21 protein-coding genes are annotated in these 24,296 nt (G+C 57.5%); 18 read left to right on the top strand and 3 right to left on the bottom strand.

The window, feature by feature from the left end:
- Window positions 1-116 precede the first annotated feature (116 nt).
- Window positions 117-428, top strand: coding sequence for a DUF485 domain-containing protein (locus ACMXYI_RS29395; RefSeq protein ID WP_415770550.1), 312 nt, complete (start codon window positions 117-119; stop codon window positions 426-428).
- Window positions 425-2,083, top strand: coding sequence for a cation acetate symporter (locus ACMXYI_RS29390; protein WP_415770548.1), 1,659 nt, complete (start codon window positions 425-427; stop codon window positions 2,081-2,083). The genes ACMXYI_RS29395 and ACMXYI_RS29390 overlap by 4 nt, the downstream gene beginning before the upstream one ends.
- 992 nt (window positions 2,084-3,075) lie before the next feature.
- Here ACMXYI_RS29390 and gltA read toward each other — a convergent pair.
- The gene (gltA, locus tag ACMXYI_RS29385) at window positions 3,076-4,365 is read right to left on the bottom strand and encodes a citrate synthase (RefSeq protein WP_008148584.1); all 1,290 of its coding nucleotides are present in this window, start codon (window positions 4,363-4,365) and stop codon (window positions 3,076-3,078) included.
- A gap of 363 nt (window positions 4,366-4,728) precedes the next feature.
- Between gltA and sdhC the strand changes: the two genes are divergently transcribed.
- The 12 genes from sdhC to ACMXYI_RS29325 all read left to right on the top strand — a co-directional run bounded on the left by sdhC (window position 4,729) and on the right by ACMXYI_RS29325 (window position 19,144).
- Window positions 4,729-5,103 carry a succinate dehydrogenase, cytochrome b556 subunit gene (sdhC, locus tag ACMXYI_RS29380; protein WP_033053500.1) on the top strand — a complete coding sequence of 125 codons (375 nt, stop codon included), beginning with the start codon at window positions 4,729-4,731 and terminating at the stop codon, window positions 5,101-5,103.
- Window positions 5,097-5,465 carry a succinate dehydrogenase, hydrophobic membrane anchor protein gene (gene sdhD / locus ACMXYI_RS29375; RefSeq protein ID WP_027922414.1) on the top strand — a complete coding sequence of 123 codons (369 nt, stop codon included), beginning with the start codon at window positions 5,097-5,099 and terminating at the stop codon, window positions 5,463-5,465. The genes sdhC and sdhD overlap by 7 nt, the downstream gene beginning before the upstream one ends.
- A 3-nt stretch (window positions 5,466-5,468) precedes the next feature.
- Window positions 5,469-7,244 (top strand): succinate dehydrogenase flavoprotein subunit, encoded by a 1,776-nt coding sequence (gene sdhA / locus ACMXYI_RS29370; protein ID WP_008148591.1) that lies wholly within the window; start codon window positions 5,469-5,471, stop codon window positions 7,242-7,244.
- A gap of 11 nt (window positions 7,245-7,255) precedes the next feature.
- Window positions 7,256-7,960, top strand: coding sequence for a succinate dehydrogenase iron-sulfur subunit (locus ACMXYI_RS29365; RefSeq protein WP_008148594.1), 705 nt, complete (start codon window positions 7,256-7,258; stop codon window positions 7,958-7,960).
- A 262-nt stretch (window positions 7,961-8,222) separates the two neighbouring features.
- Window positions 8,223-11,054 carry a 2-oxoglutarate dehydrogenase E1 component gene (locus ACMXYI_RS29360; RefSeq protein WP_415770545.1) on the top strand — a complete coding sequence of 944 codons (2,832 nt, stop codon included), beginning with the start codon at window positions 8,223-8,225 and terminating at the stop codon, window positions 11,052-11,054.
- Window positions 11,055-11,096: 42 nt separating this feature from the next.
- Window positions 11,097-12,317 carry a 2-oxoglutarate dehydrogenase complex dihydrolipoyllysine-residue succinyltransferase gene (gene odhB / locus ACMXYI_RS29355; protein ID WP_033056077.1) on the top strand — a complete coding sequence of 407 codons (1,221 nt, stop codon included), beginning with the start codon at window positions 11,097-11,099 and terminating at the stop codon, window positions 12,315-12,317.
- 110 nt (window positions 12,318-12,427) lie between these two features.
- Window positions 12,428-13,864, top strand: coding sequence for a dihydrolipoyl dehydrogenase (gene lpdA / locus ACMXYI_RS29350; protein WP_415770543.1), 1,437 nt, complete (start codon window positions 12,428-12,430; stop codon window positions 13,862-13,864).
- 200 nt (window positions 13,865-14,064) lie between these two features.
- Entirely contained in the window at window positions 14,065-15,231 is a 1,167-nt protein-coding gene (sucC, locus tag ACMXYI_RS29345; protein ID WP_008148602.1) for an ADP-forming succinate--CoA ligase subunit beta, read from the top strand.
- Entirely contained in the window at window positions 15,231-16,112 is an 882-nt protein-coding gene (sucD, locus tag ACMXYI_RS29340; protein WP_008148605.1) for a succinate--CoA ligase subunit alpha, read from the top strand. Before sucC ends, sucD begins: the two co-directional genes overlap by 1 nt.
- 421 nt (window positions 16,113-16,533) lie before the next feature.
- Window positions 16,534-17,847: a branched-chain amino acid transport system II carrier protein gene (brnQ, locus tag ACMXYI_RS29335; RefSeq protein ID WP_415770541.1), complete on the top strand. Its 1,314-nt coding sequence runs from the start codon at window positions 16,534-16,536 to the stop codon at window positions 17,845-17,847.
- Between the two features lie 158 nt (window positions 17,848-18,005).
- Window positions 18,006-18,743, top strand: a complete 738-nt coding sequence (locus tag ACMXYI_RS29330; RefSeq protein WP_008148609.1) for a DUF599 domain-containing protein — start codon at window positions 18,006-18,008, stop codon at window positions 18,741-18,743.
- Window positions 18,743-19,144, top strand: coding sequence for an MAPEG family protein (locus ACMXYI_RS29325; protein ID WP_415770539.1), 402 nt, complete (start codon window positions 18,743-18,745; stop codon window positions 19,142-19,144). Before ACMXYI_RS29330 ends, ACMXYI_RS29325 begins: the two co-directional genes overlap by 1 nt.
- A gap of 79 nt (window positions 19,145-19,223) precedes the next feature.
- Here ACMXYI_RS29325 and ACMXYI_RS29320 read toward each other — a convergent pair whose 3' ends face one another.
- Window positions 19,224-19,457: a hypothetical protein gene (locus ACMXYI_RS29320; RefSeq protein WP_415770537.1), complete on the bottom strand. Its 234-nt coding sequence runs from the start codon at window positions 19,455-19,457 to the stop codon at window positions 19,224-19,226.
- 160 nt (window positions 19,458-19,617) lie between these two features.
- On the opposite strand from ACMXYI_RS29320, the gene ACMXYI_RS29315 reads away from it, so the two are divergent.
- The 4 genes from ACMXYI_RS29315 (at window position 19,618) to ACMXYI_RS29300 (ending at window position 23,324) form a co-directional block, all read left to right on the top strand.
- Window positions 19,618-20,094, top strand: a complete 477-nt coding sequence (locus tag ACMXYI_RS29315; RefSeq protein ID WP_415770535.1) for a PaaI family thioesterase — start codon at window positions 19,618-19,620, stop codon at window positions 20,092-20,094.
- Window positions 20,091-20,543, top strand: coding sequence for a PaaI family thioesterase (locus ACMXYI_RS29310; protein ID WP_415770533.1), 453 nt, complete (start codon window positions 20,091-20,093; stop codon window positions 20,541-20,543). The genes ACMXYI_RS29315 and ACMXYI_RS29310 overlap by 4 nt, the downstream gene beginning before the upstream one ends.
- 81 nt (window positions 20,544-20,624) lie before the next feature.
- Window positions 20,625-22,529 (top strand): molecular chaperone HtpG, encoded by a 1,905-nt coding sequence (gene htpG / locus ACMXYI_RS29305; protein ID WP_415770531.1) that lies wholly within the window; start codon window positions 20,625-20,627, stop codon window positions 22,527-22,529.
- A gap of 66 nt (window positions 22,530-22,595) precedes the next feature.
- Window positions 22,596-23,324: a dienelactone hydrolase family protein gene (locus ACMXYI_RS29300; protein ID WP_415770529.1), complete on the top strand. Its 729-nt coding sequence runs from the start codon at window positions 22,596-22,598 to the stop codon at window positions 23,322-23,324.
- Window positions 23,325-23,372: 48 nt separating this feature from the next.
- On the opposite strand, the gene ACMXYI_RS29295 is transcribed toward ACMXYI_RS29300, so the two are convergent.
- Window positions 23,373-24,260 (bottom strand): pirin family protein, encoded by an 888-nt coding sequence (locus ACMXYI_RS29295; RefSeq protein WP_415770527.1) that lies wholly within the window; start codon window positions 24,258-24,260, stop codon window positions 23,373-23,375.
- Window positions 24,261-24,296: the final 36 nt, after the last annotated feature.

Below are 24,296 nucleotides of genomic sequence, written 5' to 3'. Positions count from 1 at the left end.
CTGAAAAAAGGCCAAACCGTCATGTCGTTCTAATACTAAGGTCGTCTGGAACCAGTTCCGTAGCCGCATAGAGTGGATAACGTTCCAACTTCATCTGTGCTGCGAGGATAAAAACAATGAACGACAGCATTTACCTCTCGATTCAAAACAGCCCGCGCTTCAAGGAGCTGGTTAGTAAGCGAGAAAAGTTCGCCTGGATTCTTTCGGCGATCATGCTTGGGCTTTACTCCGGATTCATCCTTTTGATTGCTTACGGGCCGCATATTCTGGGCGCGAAAATCAGCCCCGAGTCTTCGATTACCTGGGGGATACCGATTGGTGTCGGGCTGATTCTCTCGGCCTTTATCCTGACTGCAATCTACGTAAAACGCGCCAATGGCGAATTCGACGACCTGAACAATGCGATTCTCAAGGAGGCTCAGCAATGATCCGGCGTCTAATGGCTCTATTGAGCATCGCAGCCTTTGCACCTGTCGTCTGGGCGGGTGAAGCCCTTACCGGCGAAGTGCACAAACAACCGCTCAACGTTTCCGCGATCCTGATGTTCGTCGCGTTCGTTGGTCTGACCCTGTGCATCACCTACTGGGCTTCCAAGCGCAACAATTCGGCAGCCGACTACTATGCGGCGGGTGGCAAGATCACCGGCTTCCAGAACGGTCTGGCGATTGCCGGTGACTACATGTCGGCGGCGTCCTTCCTGGGTATTTCCGCCCTGGTGTTTACCTCTGGCTACGACGGCCTGATCTACTCGATCGGGTTCCTGGTGGGCTGGCCGATCATTCTGTTCCTGATCGCCGAGCGCCTGCGTAACCTGGGTAAATACACCTTTGCCGACGTGGCGTCCTATCGCCTTGGGCAAACCCAGATCCGCACGCTGTCCGCTTGCGGCTCGCTGGTGGTAGTGGCGTTCTACCTGATCGCGCAAATGGTCGGTGCTGGCAAGCTGATTCAGCTGCTGTTCGGTCTTGACTACTACGTTGCGGTGATCCTGGTCGGTATCCTGATGTGCATGTACGTGTTGTTCGGCGGCATGCTGGCGACCACTTGGGTGCAGATCATCAAGGCCGTGTTGCTGCTGTCCGGTGCTTCGTTCATGGCGCTGATGGTCATGAAGCACGTCAACTTCGACTTCAGCTTGCTGTTTTCCGAGGCGATCAAGGTTCACCCTAAAGGTGAGGCGATCATGAGCCCGGGCGGTTTGGTGAAGGATCCGGTTTCGGCATTCTCGCTTGGCCTGGCGCTGATGTTCGGTACCGCTGGCCTGCCGCACATTCTGATGCGCTTCTTCACCGTGAGTGACGCGAAGGAAGCTCGCAAGAGCGTGCTGTATGCAACTGGCTTCATTGGCTACTTTTACATCCTGACGTTCATCATCGGCTTCGGCGCGATCCTGCTGGTAAGCACTAACCCTGCCTTTAAAGATGCTGCTGGCGCGCTGTTGGGCGGCAACAACATGGCGGCAGTGCACCTGGCTAACGCGGTGGGTGGCAGTATCTTCCTGGGCTTCATCTCGGCAGTCGCGTTCGCAACCATTCTGGCTGTAGTGGCTGGTTTGACGCTGGCCGGCGCTACGGCGGTGTCTCACGACCTTTACGCCAGTGTGATCAAGAAGGGCAAGGCCAACGACAAGGATGAGATCCGTGTCTCGAAAATCACCACCATCTGTCTGGGTGTGTTGGCGATTGGCCTGGGCATTCTGTTCGAAAGCCAGAACATCGCGTTCATGGTAGGCCTGGCGTTCTCCATCGCGGCGAGCTGTAACTTCCCGGTGCTGCTGCTTTCCATGTACTGGAAGAAGCTGACCACGCGTGGTGCGATGATCGGCGGCTGGTTGGGCCTGATCAGTGCCGTTGGTTTGATGGTCCTTGGGCCAACCATTTGGGTGCAGATCCTGCATCACGAGAAGGCTATCTTCCCGTATGAGTACCCGGCGCTGTTCTCCATGGCCATTGCGTTTATCGGGATCTGGTTCTTCTCGATCACTGACAAGTCGAGCGCGGCTGACAATGAGCGGGCGCTGTTCTTCCCTCAGTTTGTTCGTTCGCAGACGGGCTTGGGGGCGAGTGGGGCGGTTGCTCACTAAGGCTTCAGGCTTGTATATATAAGCTGCGTTAAACAGAAATGCCCCGGTCGAGAGATCGGGGCATTTTTTTGGACGCTGCGTTGACTCTGTGGGAGCGAGCCTGCTCGCGAAGGCGGCCTCAGGGGGCGACGAAGATTTTGCGAGTGTTCCCCGATTTCTTGTGGGAGCTGGCTTGCCTGCGATGGCGATGTTTCAGGCGATATGTTTTTTGGGGGTGTACATATCCATTCCTGCGATAACGGCGGCTATTGGTTCCGCCCTTACGGCGGGTTACTTGGAAAAGCGCCAAGTAACCAAGCGCTTTCGCCCCTGACGTACAGTGCCTCGCCTAGGCTCGGCATGCCCTCGCTCCGGTCCTGCTCCGTGGGCACGCCGCCATCGGCCATCCATGGCCGGGGGCGGCTAACCCGGCATCCATGCCGGGCTGCCCACTGCGCAGAACCTCCACTCTGCCTTCCGACGGGGCAGATCAAGATCAAAAGCCAAAGCAAAAACAAAAGCCAAAGCGAGGCGGCCTCCTGGCCGGCCTGGTCCCTGTGGGAGCGAGCCTGCTCGCGAAAGCGGACTGATGTTCGCTATTGATGTTGACTGGCACGGCCCCTTCGCGAGCAGGCTCGCTCCCACAGGGGGATTGGGTACATTCGCCAAAGCCAGGTCGGCCGGTAGGCCGCCTCGCTTTGCTTTTGCGGTAGCCGCCCCCGGCCATGGATGGCCGATGGCGGCGTGCCCACGGAGCAGGACCGGAGCGAGGGCATGCCGAGCCTTAGCGAGGCACCGAACGACAGGGGCAAGAGCCCTTGGTTACTTGGGGCTTTTCCAAGTGACCCGCTGTAAGAGCGGAACCAATAGCCGCCGTTACCGAAGAAACGGATATGTACACGACCCAAAAGCCAGTCGGCCCCCAGGCCGCTGAGACCGCACAAACAAAAACGGCCTCTATATAAATAGAGGCCGTTCCCGGTGCAACTCAAGACGTTATCGCAAGACAGGTCTTATTTGCGGTCTTCCAGCTTGGTGATGTCACGCGACTCGTAGCCGGTGTACAGCTGGCGTGGACGGCCAATCTTGTACGGGCTGGAGAGCATTTCTTTCCAATGGGAGATCCAGCCGACAGTCCGCGCCAGGGCGAAGATGACGGTGAACATGCTGGTTGGAATGCCGATCGCCTTGAGGATGATCCCCGAGTAGAAGTCGACGTTCGGGTACAGCGAGCGTTCGATGAAGTACGGGTCGGTCAGGGCGATCTCTTCCAGGCGCATGGCCAGTTCGAGTTGCGGATCGTTGGTGATGCCCAGTTCCTTCAGCACTTCGTCGCAGGTCTGCTTCATGACTGTTGCGCGTGGGTCGCGGTTTTTGTAAACCCGGTGACCGAAGCCCATCAGTTTGAACGGATCGTTCTTGTCCTTGGCCTTGGCGATGTACTTGTCGATGTTCGACACATCGCCAATTTCATCGAGCATGGTCAGAACAGCTTCGTTCGCGCCGCCGTGGGCAGGACCCCACAGTGCAGCGATGCCGGCGGCGATACAGGCGAACGGGTTGGCACCCGAAGAGCCGGCCAGACGTACGGTGGAAGTCGATGCGTTCTGCTCGTGGTCGGCATGGAGGATGAAGATCTTGTCCATGGCGTTGGCGAGCACCGGGCTGATCGGTTTGATCTCGCACGGGGTGTTGAACATCATGTGCAGGAAGTTTTCCGCGTACGTCAGGTCGTTGCGCGGGTACATCATGGGTTGCCCCATCGAGTACTTGTAAACCATCGCTGCCAGGGTCGGCATCTTGGCAACCAGGCGGATCGCGGAGATTTCGCGATGCTGCGGGTTATTGATGTCCAGGGAGTCGTGGTAGAAGGCCGAGAGGGCGCCGACTACGCCGCACATGACGGCCATCGGGTGGGCGTCGCGACGGAAACCGTTGAAGAACGTCTTCAGCTGCTCGTGAACCATGGTGTGGTTCTTCACGGTGCTGACGAACTGGGCCTTCTGTTCTGCTGTCGGCAATTCGCCGTTGAGCAGCAGATAGCAGGTTTCCAGGTAGTCCGACTTTTCAGCCAGCTGTTCGATCGGGTAGCCGCGGTGCAGCAAAATGCCGTTGTCGCCGTCGATATAGGTGATCTTCGACTCGCAGGAAGCTGTCGACATGAAACCAGGGTCAAAGGTGAAACGGCCCGTGGCCGTCAGGCCCCGAACATCGATAACATCGGGACCAACGGTGCCGGTTAAAATGGGCAGCTCGACGGGGGCTGCGCCCTCGATGATCAACTGCGCTTTTTTGTCAGCCATGTGGCCTCCTATTTATGCTTGAAATCATCAGACAGACCCCCCACGCAGGGCCCGCACCACTATAGTGAGATAAATTCGAATGTCAATTTGCCTAAAGTCTTGCTCCAGAAGGCTTTAACCGGACTTTTTCCTCGAAATTGACTGCCATTTACGCCTTTTATACGACTTGTGCAATGAGCTATTAGGGGAAGGCGATTGCGTTGTCATTAGTAGCCTAACTGTCTATACTCGGCCTCCGACCGCCAGGGGCTTTTGGGCCTGCTTTACTGGGGGTCGCACTCCCTGGGTGGTGGGTACCTGACCAGTGCACTCCCCAACAACTTTGCCCTGATTGTTAGGGGCTCTTCAGTGTGAAAAAAAGCCGTGAATAGCCAACGACCTGTAAACCTAGACCTAAGGACCATCAAACTCCCAGTCACTGCTTACACGTCCATTCTTCACCGAATCTCCGGAATCATCCTCTTTGTCAGCCTGGCCATCATGCTTTATGCATTGGACAAGTCGCTCGACTCGGAAGAAGGCTTCGGTCAGGTGAAAGCGTGTCTGACCAGTCCGCTAGCCAAGCTAGTGACATGGGGCATCCTGTCCGCCTTGCTGTATCACTTGGTTGCCGGTGTGCGCCACTTGATGATGGACATGGGCATCGGCGAGTCGCTTGAGGGCGGCAAACTGGGCTCGAAAATCGTTATCGCCGTTTCCGTGGTGGTAATCGTTCTGGCAGGAGTTTGGATATGGTAACTAACGTCACGAACCTGTCGCGTTCGGGCCTCTATGACTGGATGGCACAACGTGTGTCTGCGGTCGTTCTCGCGGCTTATTTCATCTTCCTGATCGGATACGTCGTTGCCCATCCTGGCATCGGCTACGCCCAATGGCATGAACTGTTCGCAAGCAACTGGATGCGTATTTTCAGTCTCCTGGCCCTCGTTGCCCTCGGCGCTCACGCCTGGGTCGGCATGTGGACCATTGCGACCGACTACCTGACGCCAATGGCGTTCGGCAAGTCCGCGACTGCAATACGTTTCCTCTTCCAGGCGGTATGCGGCGTCGCGATGTTCGCGTACTTCGTCTGGGGTGTGCAGATTCTTTGGGGTATCTGATTCATGTCTACTACAGTTAATACGCTTTCGTTCGACGCCATCATTATTGGCGGCGGCGGTGCTGGCATGCGCGCTGCTCTGCAGCTGGCACAAGGTGGTCACAAGACTGCCGTAGTTACCAAGGTTTTCCCGACTCGCTCGCACACTGTATCCGCCCAGGGTGGCATCACCTGCGCCATCGCGTCCGCTGATCCGAACGATGACTGGCGCTGGCACATGTACGATACCGTCAAGGGTTCCGACTATATCGGTGACCAGGACGCTATCGAATACATGTGTTCCGTAGGCCCGGAAGCGGTCTTCGAGCTCGAGCACATGGGCTTGCCGTTCTCCCGTACCGAACAAGGCCGCATCTATCAGCGTCCGTTCGGCGGTCAGTCGAAAGACTTCGGTAAAGGTGGCCAGGCTGCACGTACTTGCGCCGCTGCCGACCGTACCGGTCACGCACTGTTGCACACCCTGTACCAGGCCAACCTCAAGGCCGGCACCGTATTCCTCAACGAATACTACGGCGTCGACCTGGTGAAGAACGAAGACGGTGCCTTTGTCGGCATGATCGTCATCTGCATCGAAACCGGCGAAACTTCCTACGTCCGCGCTAACGCCACCGTACTGGCGACTGGCGGTGCAGGTCGTATCTACTCGTCCACCACCAATGCTCTGATCAACACCGGTGACGGCGTCGGCATGGCCCTGCGTGCTGGCGTGCCGGTACAAGACATTGAAATGTGGCAGTTCCACCCAACCGGCATCGCCGGCGCCGGTGTACTGGTTACTGAAGGCTGCCGCGGTGAAGGCGGTTACCTGATCAACAAGCACGGCGAGCGTTTCATGGAGCGTTATGCTCCGAACGCCAAAGACCTGGCTGGTCGTGACGTGGTTGCTCGCTCGATGGTTAAAGAAATCATCGCCGGCAACGGTTGCGGTCCGGATGGCGACCACGTAATGCTGAAACTCGATCACCTCGGTGAAGAAGTTCTGCACAGCCGTCTGCCAGGCATCATGGAACTGTCCAAGACCTTCGCTCACGTCGATCCAGCCGTGGCGCCGATTCCGGTCGTTCCAACCTGCCACTATATGATGGGCGGCGTTGCCACCAACATCCATGGTCAGGCAATCACTCAGGACGCAGACGGCGTTGACCAGATCATTCCTGGTCTGTTCGCTGTAGGCGAAGTGGCGTGCGTATCGGTTCACGGTGCCAACCGTCTGGGCGGCAACTCGCTGCTCGACCTGGTGGTATTCGGCCGTGCGGCCGGCCTGTTCCTGGAGCAGACCCTGAAAGAAGGCGTTGATTACACCCGCGCTCGCCAGTCCGACATCGACGCTGCCCTGGCACGTCTCGATGGCCTGAACTCGCGTACCGAAGGCGAAGACGTCGCCACCCTGCGTAAAGAACTGCAAAACTGCATGCAGAACTACTTCGGTGTATTCCGTACCGGCGAATACATGCAGAAGGGTATTGCTCAGCTGGCTGATCTGCGTGGCCGTATCGCCAACGTCAAGATCAACGACAAGAGCCAGGCGTTCAACACCGCTCGTATCGAAGCTCTGGAATTGCAGAACCTGCTGGAAGTGGCCGAAGCTACCGCCATCGCCGCAGAGATCCGCAAAGAGTCCCGCGGCGCTCACGCCCGTGAAGACTACGAAGATCGCGACGACGAAAACTGGCTGTGCCACACCCTGTACTTCCCGGGTGACAAGCGCGTAACCAAGCGTGCTGTGAACTTCTCGCCGAAGACTGTTCCGACTTTTGAACCTAAGATTCGGACTTATTAAGGGTGGCCGCCATGTTGCAAGTCAGTGTTTATCGCTACAACCCTGATCAGGACGCTGCGCCGTTCATGCAGGAATTTTCGGTCGATACCGGTGGTAAAGACCTGATGGTGCTGGACGTGCTGGCCCTGATCAAAGAGCAGGACGAAGGTTTCTCCTATCGTCGCTCTTGCCGTGAAGGTGTTTGCGGTTCCGACGGCATGAACATCAACGGCAAAAACGGTCTGGCGTGCGTCACGCCGCTGTCCGCTGTCGTAAAAGGTAACAAGCTGATCGTTCGTCCTCTGCCAGGTTTGCCGGTTATTCGTGACCTGGTCGTCGATATGAGCATCTTCTACAAGCAATACGAAAAGGTTAAGCCATACCTGCAGAACGACACGCCGGCTCCGGCCATCGAACGTCTGCAGACCCCAGAAGAGCGTGAAAAGCTCGACGGTCTGTACGAGTGCATCCTGTGCGCTTGCTGCTCGACCTCTTGCCCGTCCTTCTGGTGGAACCCGGACAAGTTCCTGGGTCCAGCTGCTCTGCTGCAAGCGTATCGCTTCCTGGCAGACAGCCGCGACACCAAGACTGCCGAGCGTCTGGCTTCGCTGGATGACCCGTTCAGCGTATTCCGCTGCCGCGGGATCATGAACTGCGTCAACGTCTGCCCGAAAGGCCTGAACCCGACTAAGGCCATCGGTCACGTACGTAACATGCTGCTGCAAAGCGGCGTGTGATTCAGCTGCTGTAAATGTAGTACCGCTGTACCCGTAGATGCTACGGCGCAGGCTTCAACCGGCGCCGTAGTTTTAACCTGAGCAGCAGCTTATAAGGCTGCGGCTCTTATTTTGAAGAAATGAGACAAGCAGGGGCATCCGGGCTGGTACCCGGACTATCAGCGTGATCCTAAGTGGCTTGTTTTAGTCGCTGCATTCGGACTTCTGCAAGCGTGCTCGGTGTCGACGCCGGTGGTGTTCCCCTAACCGAGGGTGACCAAGCATGCAAGAAAGCGTGATGCAGCGCATGTGGAACAGCGCCTACCTATCCGGTAGTAACGCTGCCTATGTGGAAGAGCTCTACGAGCTCTACCTGCACGACCCTAACGCTGTGCCAGAAGAGTGGCGCACCTACTTTCAGAAGTTGCCTGCTGACGGCAACACTGCCACCGATGTTTCGCACTCCACAATTCGCGATCATTTCGTCTTGCTGGCAAAGAACCAGCGCCGCGCCCAACCGGTTTCCGCCGGCAGCGTGAGCAGTGAGCACGAGAAGAAGCAAGTTGAAGTGCTGCGATTGATCCAGGCCTACCGTATGCGTGGCCACCAGGCAGCCCAGCTTGACCCGCTGGGGCTGTGGCAGCGTCCTGCACCTGCAGACCTGTCGATCAATCATTACGGCTTGACCAATGCCGATCTTGATACGACCTTCCGTGCCGGCGACCTGTTCATCGGCAAAGAGGAGGCGAGCCTACGCGAAATTCACGAAGCGTTGCAGCAGACATATTGCCGCACCATCGGCGCTGAATTCACGCACATCACCGATTCCGAGCAACGCCAGTGGTTCCAGCAGCGTCTGGAAAGCGTGCGCGGCCGTCCGACGTACTCCGCCGACATCAAGAGCCACCTGCTTGAGCGTGTCACCGCCGGCGAAGGTCTGGAAAAATACCTGGGTACCAAATACCCGGGTACCAAGCGTTTCGGTCTGGAAGGCGGCGAGAGCCTGATTCCGATGCTCGACGAGCTGATCCAGCGTTCCGGTTCCTACGGCACCAAGGAAATCGTCATCGGCATGGCCCACCGTGGCCGTCTCAACGTGCTGGTCAACACCTTCGGCAAGAACCCGCGCGAGCTGTTCGACGAGTTCGAAGGCAAGAAGAAGGTCGAGCTGGGTTCCGGTGACGTTAAGTATCACCAGGGCTTCTCGTCCAACGTGATGACCACCGGCGGTGAAGTTCACCTCGCGATGGCTTTCAACCCGTCCCACCTGGAAATCGTATCTCCAGTGGTCGAGGGTTCGGTTCGCGCCCGTCAGGATCGTCGTAACGACCCTACCGGCGAGAAGGTTCTGCCGATCTCCATCCACGGTGATGCGGCATTCGCCGGTCAGGGCGTGGTCATGGAAACCTTCCAGATGTCGCAGACCCGCGGTTTCAAGACCGGCGGCACCGTGCACATCGTGATCAACAACCAGGTCGGTTTCACCATCAGCAACCCGCTGGACTCGCGCTCCACCGAGTACGCGACCGACGTTGCTAAGATGATCCAGGCGCCGATCCTCCATGTGAATGGTGATGATCCGGAAGCCGTGTTGTTCGTGACCCAGCTGGCCATCGACTACCGCATGCAGTTCAAGCGTGACGTGGTGATCGACCTGGTCTGCTACCGTCGTCGTGGCCACAACGAGGCCGACGAGCCAAGCGGCACCCAGCCAATCATGTATCAGCAGATCACCAAACAGCGCACCACCCGTGAGCTGTATGCCGATCGTCTGACTCAAGGCGGTGTGCTGGACGCAGAGCGTGTACAGGCGAAAGTCGACGAATACCGCAATGCGCTGGACAACGGTCTGCATGTTGTAAAAAGCCTGGTCAAAGAGCCGAACAAAGAGTTGTTCGTGGACTGGCGTCCGTATCTGGGCCACGCCTGGACCGCGCGTCACGACACTCGCTTCGATCTGAAAACCTTGCAGGAACTGTCCGCCAAGCTGCTGGAAATTCCGGAAGGCTTCGTGGTTCAGCGCCAGGTCTCGAAAATCTACGAAGACCGTCAGAAAATGCAAGCCGGCGGCCTGCCGATCAACTGGGGTTACGCCGAAACCATGGCGTACGCGACCCTGGCGTTCGAAGGTCACCCGATTCGCATGACGGGCCAGGACATCGGTCGCGGTACGTTCTCGCACCGTCACGCTGTCTTGCACAACCAGAAAGACGCGGGCACCTACGTCCCGCTGCAAAACCTGTACAAGGGCCAGCCACGTTTCGACCTGTACGATTCGTTCCTGTCCGAAGAGGCCGTGCTGGCGTTCGAATACGGTTACTCGACCACCACGCCTGAGGCGCTGGTGATCTGGGAAGCCCAGTTCGGCGACTTCGCCAACGGTGCCCAAGTGGTTATCGACCAGTTCATCACCAGTGGCGAGCACAAGTGGGGCCGTCTCTGCGGTCTGACCATGCTGCTGCCGCACGGTTATGAAGGTCAGGGTCCGGAGCACTCTTCGGCTCGTCTGGAGCGTTACCTGCAACTGTGCGCCGAGCACAACATTCAGGTAGCCGTACCGACTACGCCGGCTCAGATCTACCACTTGCTGCGTCGTCAGGTGATTCGCCCGCTGCGCAAGCCGTTGATCGTCCTGACTCCGAAGTCGCTGTTGCGTCACAAACTGGCCATCTCGACCCTGGAAGATCTGGCCGAAGGTTCGTTCCAGACCGTTATCCCGGAAATCGATGCCCTGGACCCGAAAAAGGTCGAACGCGTTGTTCTGTGTAGCGGCAAGGTCTACTACGACCTGCTGGAAAAACGCCGTGCCGAAGGTCGTGATGACATCGCCATCGTGCGTATCGAGCAGCTGTACCCATTCCCTGAGGACGACTTGAACGAAGTCCTGGCTCCGTACACCAACCTCAAACATATCGTTTGGTGTCAGGAAGAGCCGATGAACCAGGGTGCCTGGTACTGCAGCCAACACCACATGCGCCGCATCGTTGGCAATCACAACAAGTCTCTCGTACTCGAGTACGCGGGCCGTGATGCTTCTGCTGCACCTGCTTGTGGTTATGCATCGATGCACGCTGAGCAGCAGGAAAAACTGCTGCAAGACGCCTTTACTGTTTAACGCCTTCGCGCACCTGAAACCGAATTTAAGGACCCACAGATAATGGCTATCGAAATCAAAGCCCCCACTTTCCCGGAATCGGTTGCCGATGGCACCGTTGCCACCTGGCACAAACAGCCGGGCGACGCCGTCAAGCGCGATGACCTGATCGTCGACATCGAAACTGACAAAGTCGTATTGGAAGTGTTGGCCACCGCTGATGGCGTGCTGGGCGCTATCGTCAAGAACGAAGGCGACACCGTTCTGTCCGACGAAGTCCTGGGCTCCATCGAAGCGGGCGGCGCTGCTGCCGCTCCAGCTGCTGCCGCTGCTCCGGCCGCTGCACAAGCTGCTGCTCCAGCCGCTGAAGGCGAAGATGATCCTGTTGCTGCACCGGCTGCTCGCAAGCTGGCTGAAGAAAACGGTATCAACATCGCTTCCGTTGCCGGCACTGGCAAAGGCGGTCGTGTGACCAAGGAAGACGTTGTTGCTGCTGTAGCTGCCAAGAAAGCTGCTCCGGCTGCCGCGCCTGCCAAGGCTGCTGCTCCTGCCGCTGCTGCTCCAGTGTTCGCTGCCGGCGATCGCATCGAGAAGCGCGTACCGATGACCCGCGTGCGGGCCACCGTTGCCAAGCGTCTGGTTGAAGCTCAATCGAACATGGCGATGCTGACCACTTTCAACGAAGTCGACATGACCGAAGTCATGGCCCTGCGTTCGAAGTACAAGGACCTGTTCGAGAAGTCCCACAACGGCGTGCGCCTGGGCTTCATGTCGTTCTTCGTCAAGGCTGCCACCGAAGCGCTGAAACGCTTCCCGGCTGTCAACGCGTCGATCGACGGTGCTGACATCGTTTACCACGGCTATGCCGACGTCGGTGTTGCTGTTTCCAGCGACCGCGGTCTGGTTGTTCCGGTTCTGCGTAACGCCGAACTGATGAGCCTGGCTGAAATCGAAGGCGGCATCGCCACCTTCGGCAAGAAGGCTCGTGACGGCAAACTGTCGATGGACGAGATGACCGGCGGTACGTTCACCATCACTAACGGTGGTACCTTCGGTTCGATGATGTCGACCCCGATCGTCAACCCGCCACAAGCGGCCATCCTGGGCATGCACAACATTCTGCAACGTCCTATGGCGATCAACGGTCAGGTTGTTATCCGTCCGATGATGTACCTCGCTCTGTCCTACGATCACCGTCTGATCGATGGCAAAGAAGCTGTGACCTTCCTGGTTACCATCAAGAACCTGCTGGAAGACCCGGCTCGTTTGCTGCTGGATATCTGATTTCGTTGCACGGGCCGTCCAGTGATGGACGGCCCTTCTGTAATGACCAGCTTCGTCCCACGACGGTCCTCAAAAGGGCCCGTCCGGTTTGATTCGAGAAGGAATGACACATGACTCAGAAATTCGACGTGGTAGTGATTGGCGCGGGCCCTGGCGGCTACGTGGCTGCCATTAAAGCAGCGCAACTGGGCCTCTCCACTGCCTGCATCGAGAAATACACCGACAAGGAAGGCAAACTGGCCCTCGGCGGTACTTGCCTGAATGTCGGCTGCATTCCATCCAAGGCGCTGCTGGACAGCTCCTGGAAATACAAGGAAGCCAAAGAAGGCTTCGCGATTCACGGTATCAATCACGCTGGCGTGACCATGGACGTGGCGGCAATGGTTGGCCGTAAAGCCAACATCGTCAAAGGTCTGACCTCTGGCGTTGCCACCCTGTTCAAGGCGAACGGCGTCACTTCCCTGCAAGGCCATGGCAAACTGCTGGCCGGCAAGAAAGTCGAACTGACCAAGCCAGACGGCACCGTCGAAATCATCGAAGCCGAGAACGTGATCCTGGCTTCGGGTTCGCGTCCGATCGACATTCCACCGGCTCCGGTTGACCAGAACGTGATCGTCGATTCGACTGGCGCGCTGGAGTTCCAATCGGTACCCAAGCGTCTGGGCGTGATCGGCGCTGGCGTGATCGGCCTGGAACTGGGTTCGGTCTGGTCCCGTCTGGGTTCCGAAGTGGTTGTTCTGGAAGCGCTGGAGAAGTTCCTGCCAGCAGCTGACGACGCCGTTTCCAAAGAAGCCTACAAAACCCTGACCAAACAAGGCCTGGACATCAAGCTGGGCGCTCGCGTTACCGGTTCCAAAGTGAACGGCAACGAAGTTGTCGTGAACTACACCGATGCCAACGGCGAGCAGAACATCACGTTCGACAAGCTGATCGTTGCCGTTGGTCGCCGTCCAGTGACCACTGAACTGCTGGCATCTGACAGCGGTGTGAACATCGACGAGCGTGGTTTCGTTTTCGTTGACGACCAGTGCGCGACCAGCGTGCCGGGCGTTTACGCGATCGGCGACGTGGTTCGCGGCATGATGCTGGCGCACAAGGCGTCCGAAGAAGGCATCATGGTGGTTGAGCGCATCAAGGGCCACAAAGCCCAAATCAACTATGACCTGATCCCGTCTGTTATTTATACTCACCCGGAAATCGCGTGGGTCGGCAAAACCGAGCAGGTCTTGAAGGCTGAAGGCGTTGAAGTTAACGTTGGCACCTTCCCGTTCGCAGCCAGTGGCCGTGCCATGGCAGCCAACGATACCGGCGGTTTCGTGAAAGTCATTGCTGATGCCAAGACTGACCGCGTATTGGGCGTCCACGTGATTGGCCCGAGCGCTGCAGAACTGGTTCAGCAGGGCGCGATCGGCATGGAATTCGGCACCAGCGCTGAAGACCTGGGCATGATGGTTTTCTCCCATCCGACCCTGTCCGAAGCCTTGCACGAAGCAGCTTTGGCTGTGAATGGCGGCGCCATCCACATTGCCAACCGCAAGAAGCGTTAAGACAAGACAATAAGAAACCACGGCGGAAGGCCCGTCGTGAGCCTTGCGTGCAAGACTCACCGCGGAATGTCCGCCGGACGCAGCCTTGCGTAGTCTCACCGGTTATCCGGAACACCTACGCAAGCAGCAGTCACAGGTGGTGCGGCACTTGAACAAGTGCAGCACCGAATGCGCAGTACCTAACGAAGACGGTAATAAGCATGAATCTTCACGAGTATCAGGGTAAGCAGCTGTTCGCTGAATACGGCCTGCCAGTATCCCAGGGTTTCGCCGTAGACACCCCGGAAGCAGCAGCAGAAGCGTGCGACAAGATCGGCGGGACCGAATGGGTTGTCAAAGCCCAGGTTCACGCAGGTGGTCGCGGTAAAGCGGGCGGCGTTAAGCTGGTTCGCAGCAAAGAAGACGCCAAAGCATTCGCTCAACAGTGGTTGGGCAAGCGTCTGGTGACTTACCAGACTGATGCCAATGGTCAGCCAGTCACCAAGATCCTGGTTGAATCGTGCACTGATATCGCTAAAGAGCTGTACCTGGGCGCTGTCGTTGACCGTTCGAGCCGTCGCATCGTGTTCATGGCTTCCACCGAAGGTGGCGTGGACATCGAGAAAATCGCTCACGACACCCCTGAGAAAATCCTCAAGGCCACTATCGATCCACTGGTTGGCGCTCAGCCATTCCAGGGTCGCGAGCTGGCATTCCAGCTGGGTCTGGAAGGCAAGCAAGTTGCTCAGTTCGCCAAGATCTTCGTAGGTCTGGCCAAGCTGTTCAAGGATCACGACCTGGCTCTGCTGGAAGTGAACCCGCTGGTGATCAAGGCTGACGGCGATCTGCATTGCCTCGACGCCAAGATCAACATCGACGCCAACGCCATGTACCGTCAGCCTAAGCTGAAGACTTTCCACGATCCGTCGCAAGACGATCCGCGCGAAGCGCACGCTGCCAAGTTCGAACTGAACTACGTAGCGCTGGAAGGCAACATCGGTTGCATGGTCAACGGTGCTGGCCTGGCCATGGGTACCATGGACATCGTCAACCTGCATGGCGGCAAACCAGCCAACTTCCTCGACGTGGGCGGCGGTGCTACCAAAGAACGCGTTACCGAAGCGTTCAAGATCATCCTGTCCGACACTAACGTCGCTGCAGTATTGGTCAACATCTTCGGCGGCATCGTTCGTTGCGACATGATTGCCGAAGGCATCATCGGCGCTGTGAAAGAAGTCGGCGTGAAAATCCCGGTTGTTGTTCGCCTTGAAGGCAACAACGCTGAGCTGGGCGCTAAAGTACTGGCAGAAAGCGGTTTGAACATCATCGCTGCTACCAGCCTGACCGACGCTGCTCAACAAGTTGTCAAAGCTGCGGAGGGCAAATAATGAGCGTCCTGATCAATAAAGACACCAAAGTTATCTGCCAGGGCATTACCGGTTCGCAAGGTAGTTTCCACACCCAGCAAGCCATCGAATATGGCACCAAGATGGTTGGTGGCGTAACTCCTGGCAAAGGCGGCACCGAGCACCTGGGTCTGCCAGTGTTCAACACCGTGAAAGATGCTGTAGCTGCCACTGGCGCCACCGCCAGCGTGATCTACGTTCCAGCTCCTTTCTGCAAGGACTCCATCCTGGAAGCAGCATTCGGCGGCATCAAGCTGATCGTCTGCATCACCGAAGGCATTCCTACCCTGGACATGCTGGACGCTAAAGTTAAGTGCGACGAGCTGGGTGTAGTCCTGATCGGCCCTAACTGCCCAGGCGTGATCACCCCAGGCGAATGCAAGATCGGCATCATGCCAGGTCACATTCACTTGCCAGGCAAGGTCGGTATCGTTTCCCGTTCCGGCACCCTGACCTACGAAGCTGTTAAGCAGACTACTGACGCCGGTTTCGGTCAGTCGACTTGCGTCGGCATCGGCGGTGACCCGATCCCGGGTTCGAACTTCATCGACATCCTGAAGCTGTTCCAGGAAGACCCGAAGACCGAAGCGATCGTAATGATCGGTGAGATCGGCGGTTCGGCTGAAGAAGAAGCGGCTGCCTACATCAAGGCACACGTGACCAAGCCGGTTGTTTCCTACATCGCTGGTGTGACTGCCCCTGCGGGCAAGCGCATGGGCCATGCTGGCGCAATCATCTCTGGCGGCAAAGGCACTGCAGACGAGAAGTTTGCTGCCCTGGAAGACGCAGGCGTTAAAACCGTGCGTTCGCTGGCAGACATCGGCAAGGCTTTGTCCGAGCTGACCGGTTGGGCGATCAAGTAAGCCTCGCGCTTATCTGACGCTTCACCAAACAAAGGCCACCTTCGGGTGGCCTTTGTCGTTTCTGGGTGATCGTTCCCACGCTCCGCGTGGGAATGCCGCCGGGGACGCTCCGCGTTCCGCCTTTGGATGTGACGCAGAGCGTCACGGGATGCATTCCCACGCAGAGCGTGGGAACGATCTGTGCTGAGGTAGGAAATTTAGATATGTAAACGCGACACGGAAATGTCGCGTATCGGATAGATCGCACCCTAACAGTGCGTTTGTCGGGCAAATTCGTTAGGCTAGCAGCCATTTTTGCGTCCGCGGCCCACAAGGTTGCTACGCGCTAAACGGGTCAGTCCTATACGGACCGACAGCATTTCCCTCACCCCTCAGGGAAATCCCTCTCTAAATTCCGATTCAGTAGTGTGGTATTTCCTTAATGAAAGTGTTGAAAGGCCAGGACATCCTGGCACTTGGTTTTATGACGTTTGCCCTGTTTGTCGGGGCTGGCAACATCATCTTCCCGCCTATCGTCGGTCTGCAGTCCGGTCCAAATGTCTGGATGGCGGCGCTGGGCTTTCTGATCACCGCGGTCGGTCTGCCGGTGATCACCGTTGTCGCCCTGGCCAAGGTCGGTGGCGCCATGGATGCCTTGAGCAGCCCGATCGGGAAAGTCGCCGGTGGCCTGCTGGCGGCCGCGTGCTACCTCGCTGTCGGCCCGCTGTTCGCGACACCGCGCACCGCCACCGTGTCATTCGAAGTCGGCTTGGCGCCGCTGACCGGCGAGAGCCCGCTGGCGCTGTTCCTCTACAGCTCGGTGTACTTCCTACTGGTGTTCTTCATCTCGCTCTACCCGGGCCGGCTGCTGGATACCGTAGGACGTTTCCTCGCACCGCTGAAGATCATCGCCCTGGCCGCGCTCGGCATCGCAGCGTTTGCATTGCCGGCCGGTGATGTCGGCGTAGCCACTCCGGAATACGTGGCAGCACCGTTCTCCCAAGGCTTCATCAATGGTTACCTGACCATGGATACCCTGGGCGCGCTGGTGTTCGGCATTGTCATCGTCAACGCTATCCGCTCCCGTGGCGTCGAGTCGCCGGTGTTGATTACCCGTTACGCGATCATCGCCGGGCTGATTGCCGGCGTGGGTCTGGCGCTGGTTTATGTCAGCCTGTTCCGTCTCGGTTCGGGCAGCCATGAAGTGGCCGCGGGTGCCACCAACGGCGCGGCGGTGTTGCACGCTTACGTGCAACACACCTTCGGCTCTCTGGGCAGCGGTTTTCTGGCGGTGCTGATCTCCCTGGCCTGTCTGGTGACGGCGGTGGGTCTGACCTGCGCCTGCGCCGAATACTTCAGCCGTGTGCTGCCGCTTTCCTACAAGACATTGGTCATCATCCTGGCCGCATTCTCCCTGCTGGTGTCCAACCTGGGCCTCACCAAGCTGATTGCGTTCTCGATCCCGGTGCTGACCGCGATCTACCCGCCGTGTATTGCCCTGGTCGCCCTGAGCTTCTGCAAGGACTTCTGGCATGAGCAGGGCCGCATCGTCGGTCCGGTGATGCTGGTGTCGTTCATCTTCGGTTTGATCGACGCCCTCAAGGGCGCGGGTCTGGCAGACTGGATGCCGACTCAGTTGTCCCACCTGCCGCTGAGCGAGCAAGGCCTGGCCTGGCTGGTGCCGTCGGTCATGACCCTGGTCGTGGCGGTGGTTTGCGATCGCATGCTGGGCAAGCGCGAAGAAGCACTGGCTTAAGCCGCTTCATGGCCCGCCACAAGCGGGTCGTGAACACACATGGAAATGCCCCGTATCAATCGATACGGGGCATTTTTTTTGGAGTCGGTGCAGTGTCTTTTTCCTTGAGCTAACGTCGAAGCACTACTTGCTTTGCCAAACACATCACAAGGACCTGCATGTCGTTCATCCACGCCAACATGATCCACATCCTCGCCGCGCTCTGGTTCGCCATCTGCTGGGGCGGCTACACCCGTTATGCAACGTGGAAGGGCCGCGACACCGCGTGCCTGGCCAGCGTGCTGCACCTTTATCGCGAAGACTGGATGCGCCGCATGCTGTTGCGCGACAACCGCATCGCTGACGCCAGCGTGATCGGTAACCTGGAGCGCAACGCCTCGTTCTTCGCCTCCAGCACACTGATTATCCTGGCCGGCATTCTCACGGTGCTCGGCGCCTCCGAACGGGCGGTGTCGTTGTTGGCGGATATCCCGATGGTGCAGCAGGCATCTCAAGGGATGTCTGAGATCAAGTTGCTGTGCCTGGCGCTGGTCTTTGTCTATGCGTTCTTTACGTTCAGCTGGTGCATGCGCCAATACAACTTTGCGGCCATTCTGGTGGGCTCGGCACCTATGGTCGGTGAGCGTCACGTTTCCGAACAAGAGCGCAAAGCCTTTGCTGCCCGGGCGGCCCGCGTCATTTCCATGGCCGCCAACCAGTTCAACTTCGGACTGCGCTCCTACTACTTCGGCATGACCATGCTGGCCTGGTTTGTCAGCCCGTGGTTGTTCATGTTGATGAGTGCCGGGGTGGTGCTGGTGTTGTATCGCCGGGAGTTTCATTCCGACGTTCTCGACGTGATGGTCTATACACCTACAGAGGCACCATTGCCCGAGGCGATTAAAGAGGCTGTTTGATGAGTATTCCGTTCTGGTGTGTGTTTATCAGTGCCTTGCTGATTTTTGTGGCAAAAATTCCCGTGGCCAAGGCGATGAATGACCATGGCGGTTATGACAACCACTTGCCGCGCCAGCAACAGGCGCTACTGACAGGCTTTGGTGCCCGTGCGTTGGCAGCTCATCAAAACTGTTTTGAGGCGTTCATTCTCTTCGCGGTGGGGGTGTTGATGGCGCACACCACGCAGACAGCGGGGTGGTTGATCGACTTGCTGGCAATCATCTTCGTGATCACGCGAATCATTTATTTGCTGTGCTATTGGGTTGATCTGGCCTGGCAGCGAAGCCTGGTATGGTTCGTTGGACTAGTGTGTTCGTTGTTGTTGATGATTAGTCCGACTTTTAGAACTATTTTGCTGTAGCACCTGCATTGCAAACAAAAAAACCAGACAAAAGAAAACCCGCACTTGGCGGGTTTTCTTTATCACGCTAAAAACTGTTTTAGTTTTTAGGTGCTTCTTTTGTGGCTGCTTCGTTCGATTCAGCCTGAGCTTTGGCTGCTTCGGCGTTTTCTTTCGCAGCGTCGTTCACTTTATCCTGAGCTTTACTCATATCTTGCTGAGCTTGCTCGGCATGTTGGTTAGCATCTTGAGCTTTGTCCTCGGATTTTTTATCGCAGGCTGCGAGACCGAGGGAAGCGGTCAACATCAAGGCAATAGCTAAAGTCTTACGCATGGGGTGTTTCTCCTTATGGAAAATATATCTACTGGCCTTAAGAGCACAGCCCATAGCGTTAAGTTCCTCAATTCATACAGATATATAAGATTATTCCGACGGGAACTTTTACTAAAAACGCCTAATGCGTTGCCTGAACACTAAGAAGAGTTTTATCAAAATGGCCGAAAACCCCGTTTTTGAGCGCGCTACACGATTTCTATCGGCGCTGCGACATTGTCAGGTACTTGGGCTGCGGGTTCTCAGCGCCAGCGGCGAAGGATTAACGGTTATCCTGCCGTACAGTCCTCAAATTGTTGGCAACCCGCAAACCGGCGTGATTCATGGCGGGGCGCTGACCTCGCTGATGGACACTGCCTGCGGCATGTCCACCCTCTGCGTACTGCCCGAGTTCGAAGTTTGTCCGACCCTTGACCTGCGCATCGACTACATGCACGCCGCCGAGCCGCATAAAGATGTTTACGGTTTTGCCCAGTGCTACCGGGTGACCACGGATGTGATCTTTGCTCGCGGCTTTGCCTACCAGGACGACCCCGAGCAGCCCATCGCCCATGTGGTGGGCACCTTCATGCGCATGGGCAAAGCCATCAAGGGCACCAAAGGCTTTGGTGGCGTCATCGCCGGAGGTGCGAAATGACCGATTCCTTCAAGGAACAACTTCAGCAGGCACATGAGCAGGGTGACTACGCTTCGCTGCTGCACTTGATTCCCTACGCCAAACTTATCGGCGTCGAATGTTCGCGGGTGGGGGATGATCTGCTGTTTCGCTTGCCGGCCAACAAGGACAACATTGGTAACCCTTTATTGCCGGCGATTCATGGTGGCGTGATTGCCGGGTTCATGGAGCTGTCCGCAGCGCTGCACCTGCTGATTTTCACCGGTTCGCCGGGTGTGCCGAAGATCATCGATTTCTCCCTCGACTATCTGCGCGCCGGGCAGTTTCGCGACACCTGGGCCAGATGCCAGCTTTGCCGGCAGGGTCGCCGGGTCGCCAACGTTGCGATTACGGCCTGGCAAAGCACTGAAGCCGAACCGATTGCCACGGCCCGCGCCCATTTCAAAATTGAAGAGCCCTTGAAATCCTGAACTCAGCCCCCAACTTTGATGACAACCCGCCGCCGACCCTTCAGGTCGCGGCCACTGCCATCTGATTGGAGTTTGATGACCATGAGTGTGGAAACTCAAAAGGAAACCCTGGGCTTCCAGACCGAGGTGAAGCAACTGCTGCACCTCATGATCCATTCGCTGTATTCCAACAAGGAAATTTTCCTTCGCGAATTGATCTCGAACGCCTCTGACGCTGTCGACAAATTACGTTTCGAAGCCCTGTCCAAGCCTGAGTTGCTGGAAGGTGGCGCCGAACTGAAAATCCGTGTGAGCTTCGACAAGGACGCTAAAACCGTCACCCTCGAAGACAACGGCATCGGCATGAGCCGTGAAGATGCGATCACCCACCTGGGTACCATCGCCAAATCCGGCACTGCCGACTTCATGAAACATCTCTCCGGCGATCAGAAAAAAGACTCGCACCTGATCGGTCAATTCGGTGTGGGTTTCTACTCTGCATTCATCGTCGCCGATAAAGTCGACGTGTTCAGCCGTCGTGCCGGTGCTGCTGCCAGCGAAGGCGTGCACTGGTCGTCCAAGGGCGAAGGCGATTTTGAAGTTGCCACCATTGATAAAGCCGAGCGCGGCACTCGCATCGTCCTGCACCTGAAGTCCGGTGAAGACGAATTCGCCGATGGCTGGCGTCTGCGCAACATCATCAAGAAGTACTCCGACCACATCGCTCTGCCGATCGAGTTGCCGAAAGAAGTGGCAGCCGTTGAAGGCGAAGAGCAGCCGGCCGTTGAATGGGAAACTGTCAACCGCGCCAGCGCCCTGTGGACCCGTCCGCGTACCGAGATCAAGGACGAGGAATACCAGGAGTTCTACAAGCACGTCGCTCATGACTTCGAGAACCCGCTGAGCTGGAGCCACAACAAGGTCGAAGGCAAGCTCGAATACAGCTCGCTGCTCTACGTGCCGGCTCGTGCTCCATTCGATCTGTACCAGCGTGAAGCGCCGAAAGGCCTGAAGCTTTACGTGCAGCGCGTGTTCGTGATGGATCAGGCGGAGTCGTTCCTGCCGCTGTACCTGCGCTTCATCAAAGGCGTGGTCGATTCCAACGACCTGTCGCTGAACGTGTCGCGGGAAATCCTGCAGAAAGATCCGATCATCGATTCCATGAAGTCGGCGCTGACCAAGCGCGTTCTCGACATGCTGGAAAAGCTGGCGAAGAACGAGCCTGAGCAATACAAGAGCTTTTGGAAAAACTTTGGCCAGGTCATGAAAGAAGGCCCGGCAGAAGACTTCGCCAACAAAGAGAAAATCGCTGGTCTGCTGCGTTTCGCATCGACCAACGGTGATGAAGGCGAGCAAGTGGTGGGTCTGGCCGAATACCTGGCTCGCGCCAAGGAAGGTCAGGACAAGATTTACTACCTGACCGGCGAAACCTACGCGCAAGTCAAAAACAGCCCGCACCTGGAAGTCTTCCGCAAGAAAGGCATCGAAGTGCTGCTGCTGACCGACCGCATCGACGAGTGGCTGATGAGCTACCTCAGCGACTTCGACGGCAAGAGCTTTGTCGACGTGGCGCGCGGTGATCTGGACCTGGGCAACCTGGATTCGGAAGAAGACAAGAAAGCTGCGGAAGAAGTCGCCAAGTCCAAAGAAGGTCTGGTTGAGCGTCTGAAAACTGCACTGGGCGATTCCGTCGCGGAAGTGCGGGTTTCCCACCGTCTGACCGATTCCCCGGCGATTCTGGCCATCGGCGAGCAGGACCTGGGCATGCAGATGCGTCAGATCCTCGAAGCCAGCGGTCAGAAAGTTCCGGAATCGAAGCCAATCTTCGAATTCAACCCGGCTCACCCGCTGATCGAGAAGCTCGACAACGAGCAGAGCGACGAACGCTTCGGCGACCTGTCGCACATTCTCTTCGATCAGGCGGCCCTGGCCGCCGGCGACAGCTTGAAAGACCCGGCCGCCTACGTGCGCCGTCTCAACAAGCTGCTGGTTGAACTGTCGGTTTAACTGCGTTGTACAAAAACCCGCTTCGGCGGGTTTTTTTATTCTGGTGTCTTTTACTGGGAGTTAGTCATGAGCCAGATCACTGTTCGTTCCGTCGCTTATCAGATTGATGGCCAGTCGTATGAAAGCCGTCTGGCGTTTGATGCCGACTACAAAGGTCCACGTCCCGGTCTGTTGATGGCGCCGAACTGGATGGGCGTCAGCGCCGGTGCCGAGGAGATCGCCAAGTCTGTGGCGTCCAAGGGTTATGTGGTGCTGATCGCGGACCTTTACGGCCAGTCGGTCCGTCCGCAAAACGGCGACGAGGCGGGTGCGGCGATGATGCCGCTGAAGAACGACCGCGCATTGCTGCGCAAGCGTATGGCGGCGGCCTTCGAGCAATTGCAGGCCCAGGGCGAGGCGGCAGTCGATACCGCGAAGCTGGCGACCTTCGGTTTCTGCTTCGGCGGTTGCTGTGCACTGGAACTGGCCCGCACGGGTGCGCCGGTCAAAGCGGCGGTTTCGTTTCATGGCACGCTGGATACGCCGAACGTCAACGATGCGAAAAACATCAAAGGCTCGGTATTGGTGCTGCACGGTGCATCCGACCCATTGGTGCCGAAAGAGCAACTGCCGGCGTTTGAAGAAGAAATGAATGCGGCGGGTGTGGATTGGCAACTGCTGAGCTACGGCGGCGCGGTGCATTCCTTCACCGATCCGCATGCCAATGTGCCGGGCATGATGATGTATGACGCGAAGACGGCAAGTCGTGCGTTTACCTCGATGCACAACTTGCTGGATGAAGTGTTTAAAGGCTGATACTTGCTTGTGATGTGATCGTTCCCACGCAGAGCGTGGGAACGATCATTACAACGGGGTTGGCTCGCTTCGTCCTTTTGGCAACTCGATCCGCTCACTTTCCCCCGCCACCGTCGGCCAATCCCCGGCCGCCCAGCGTCGCCGCGCTTCATCGATCAACGCCGGATCGCTCGCCACGAAGTTCCAGTTGATCCGCCGCGGCCCATCCAGCGGCGCCCCGCCAAACAACACGGCATGACAGTCGCTTTCAGCGAACAGCGTCATCTCTTCCCCGACCGGCAACACCACCAGCGAAAGCGGTTCTATCAGTTCGCCATCCAGTCGCACCTCGCCGTCCAGCACATACAACGCCCGCTCTTCATGCTCGGTTGGAATCAGCAATGTGGTCGCCGTTTGCAGGTTCAATTCGGCATACAGCGTAGGAGAAAGCACCGGGACCGGTGATTCCAGGCAAAAGCCTGACCCGGCAATCATCCGGATCTTCACTCCCAGGTTATCGCTGACCGGCAGCGTGGCCGCCGGATGGTGGCTGTAGTGTCCGGGGCCGTGCTCTTTATCTTTTGGCGAGGCCAGCCAAATCTGCAAACCGTGCAGGGTGAAGCCGCTCTCCTTCAACGCCTCAGGGGTGCGCTCGACGTGGGCAATCGCGCTGCCCGCCGTCATCCAGCTGACATCACCGGCCTCCACCACCTGATCGGAGCCGAGGCTGTCCTTGTGCTGGATTTTTCCTTCGAACAAGTACGTGAGGGTCGACAGACCAATGTGCGGATGCTGACGGATGTTCATGCCTTTTCCCGCCTCATAACGGGTTTCAAGCATGTGGTCGAAAAACACGAAAGGCCCGACACTGCGGCATTTGGCTGACGGCAGCGCGCGAAGAATTGGCTGGCCTTCGACATCTTCGGCGCGGGGACGGATCACGAGCGGAGTGTTCATGCTGCATTCCAGGCTGAGCGGGTAATGCGTGGAGCA

The sequence above is a fragment of the Pseudomonas lyxosi genome (assembly GCF_047758685.1).
Lineage (GTDB): Bacteria > Pseudomonadota > Gammaproteobacteria > Pseudomonadales > Pseudomonadaceae > Aquipseudomonas > Aquipseudomonas lyxosi.
Note: the sequence above shows the minus strand (reverse complement) of the source record. Positions and strands in the feature narration are given on the sequence as shown.

What these genes read in the sequence shown, in the direction of transcription:
- brnQ (WP_415770541.1), top strand. Translation starts at nt 16,534, where the DNA reads ATGAAAGTGTTGAAAGGCCAGGACATCCTGGCACTTGGTTTTATGACG.
- ACMXYI_RS29325 (WP_415770539.1), top strand. Translation starts at nt 18,743, where the DNA reads ATGAGTATTCCGTTCTGGTGTGTGTTTATCAGTGCCTTGCTGATTTTT.
- ACMXYI_RS29330 (WP_008148609.1), top strand. Translation starts at nt 18,006, where the DNA reads ATGTCGTTCATCCACGCCAACATGATCCACATCCTCGCCGCGCTCTGG.
- ACMXYI_RS29320 (WP_415770537.1), bottom strand. Translation starts at nt 19,457, where the DNA reads ATGCGTAAGACTTTAGCTATTGCCTTGATGTTGACCGCTTCCCTCGGT.
- ACMXYI_RS29360 (WP_415770545.1), top strand. Translation starts at nt 8,223, where the DNA reads ATGCAAGAAAGCGTGATGCAGCGCATGTGGAACAGCGCCTACCTATCC.
- ACMXYI_RS29315 (WP_415770535.1), top strand. Translation starts at nt 19,618, where the DNA reads ATGGCCGAAAACCCCGTTTTTGAGCGCGCTACACGATTTCTATCGGCG.
- sdhD (WP_027922414.1), top strand. Translation starts at nt 5,097, where the DNA reads ATGGTAACTAACGTCACGAACCTGTCGCGTTCGGGCCTCTATGACTGG.
- ACMXYI_RS29300 (WP_415770529.1), top strand. Translation starts at nt 22,596, where the DNA reads ATGAGCCAGATCACTGTTCGTTCCGTCGCTTATCAGATTGATGGCCAG.
- lpdA (WP_415770543.1), top strand. Translation starts at nt 12,428, where the DNA reads ATGACTCAGAAATTCGACGTGGTAGTGATTGGCGCGGGCCCTGGCGGC.
- gltA (WP_008148584.1), bottom strand. Translation starts at nt 4,365, where the DNA reads ATGGCTGACAAAAAAGCGCAGTTGATCATCGAGGGCGCAGCCCCCGTC.
- odhB (WP_033056077.1), top strand. Translation starts at nt 11,097, where the DNA reads ATGGCTATCGAAATCAAAGCCCCCACTTTCCCGGAATCGGTTGCCGAT.
- sucC (WP_008148602.1), top strand. Translation starts at nt 14,065, where the DNA reads ATGAATCTTCACGAGTATCAGGGTAAGCAGCTGTTCGCTGAATACGGC.
- ACMXYI_RS29365 (WP_008148594.1), top strand. Translation starts at nt 7,256, where the DNA reads ATGTTGCAAGTCAGTGTTTATCGCTACAACCCTGATCAGGACGCTGCG.
- ACMXYI_RS29295 (WP_415770527.1), bottom strand. Translation starts at nt 24,260, where the DNA reads ATGAACACTCCGCTCGTGATCCGTCCCCGCGCCGAAGATGTCGAAGGC.
- sucD (WP_008148605.1), top strand. Translation starts at nt 15,231, where the DNA reads ATGAGCGTCCTGATCAATAAAGACACCAAAGTTATCTGCCAGGGCATT.
- sdhA (WP_008148591.1), top strand. Translation starts at nt 5,469, where the DNA reads ATGTCTACTACAGTTAATACGCTTTCGTTCGACGCCATCATTATTGGC.
- ACMXYI_RS29310 (WP_415770533.1), top strand. Translation starts at nt 20,091, where the DNA reads ATGACCGATTCCTTCAAGGAACAACTTCAGCAGGCACATGAGCAGGGT.
- htpG (WP_415770531.1), top strand. Translation starts at nt 20,625, where the DNA reads ATGAGTGTGGAAACTCAAAAGGAAACCCTGGGCTTCCAGACCGAGGTG.
- ACMXYI_RS29395 (WP_415770550.1), top strand. Translation starts at nt 117, where the DNA reads ATGAACGACAGCATTTACCTCTCGATTCAAAACAGCCCGCGCTTCAAG.
- ACMXYI_RS29390 (WP_415770548.1), top strand. Translation starts at nt 425, where the DNA reads ATGATCCGGCGTCTAATGGCTCTATTGAGCATCGCAGCCTTTGCACCT.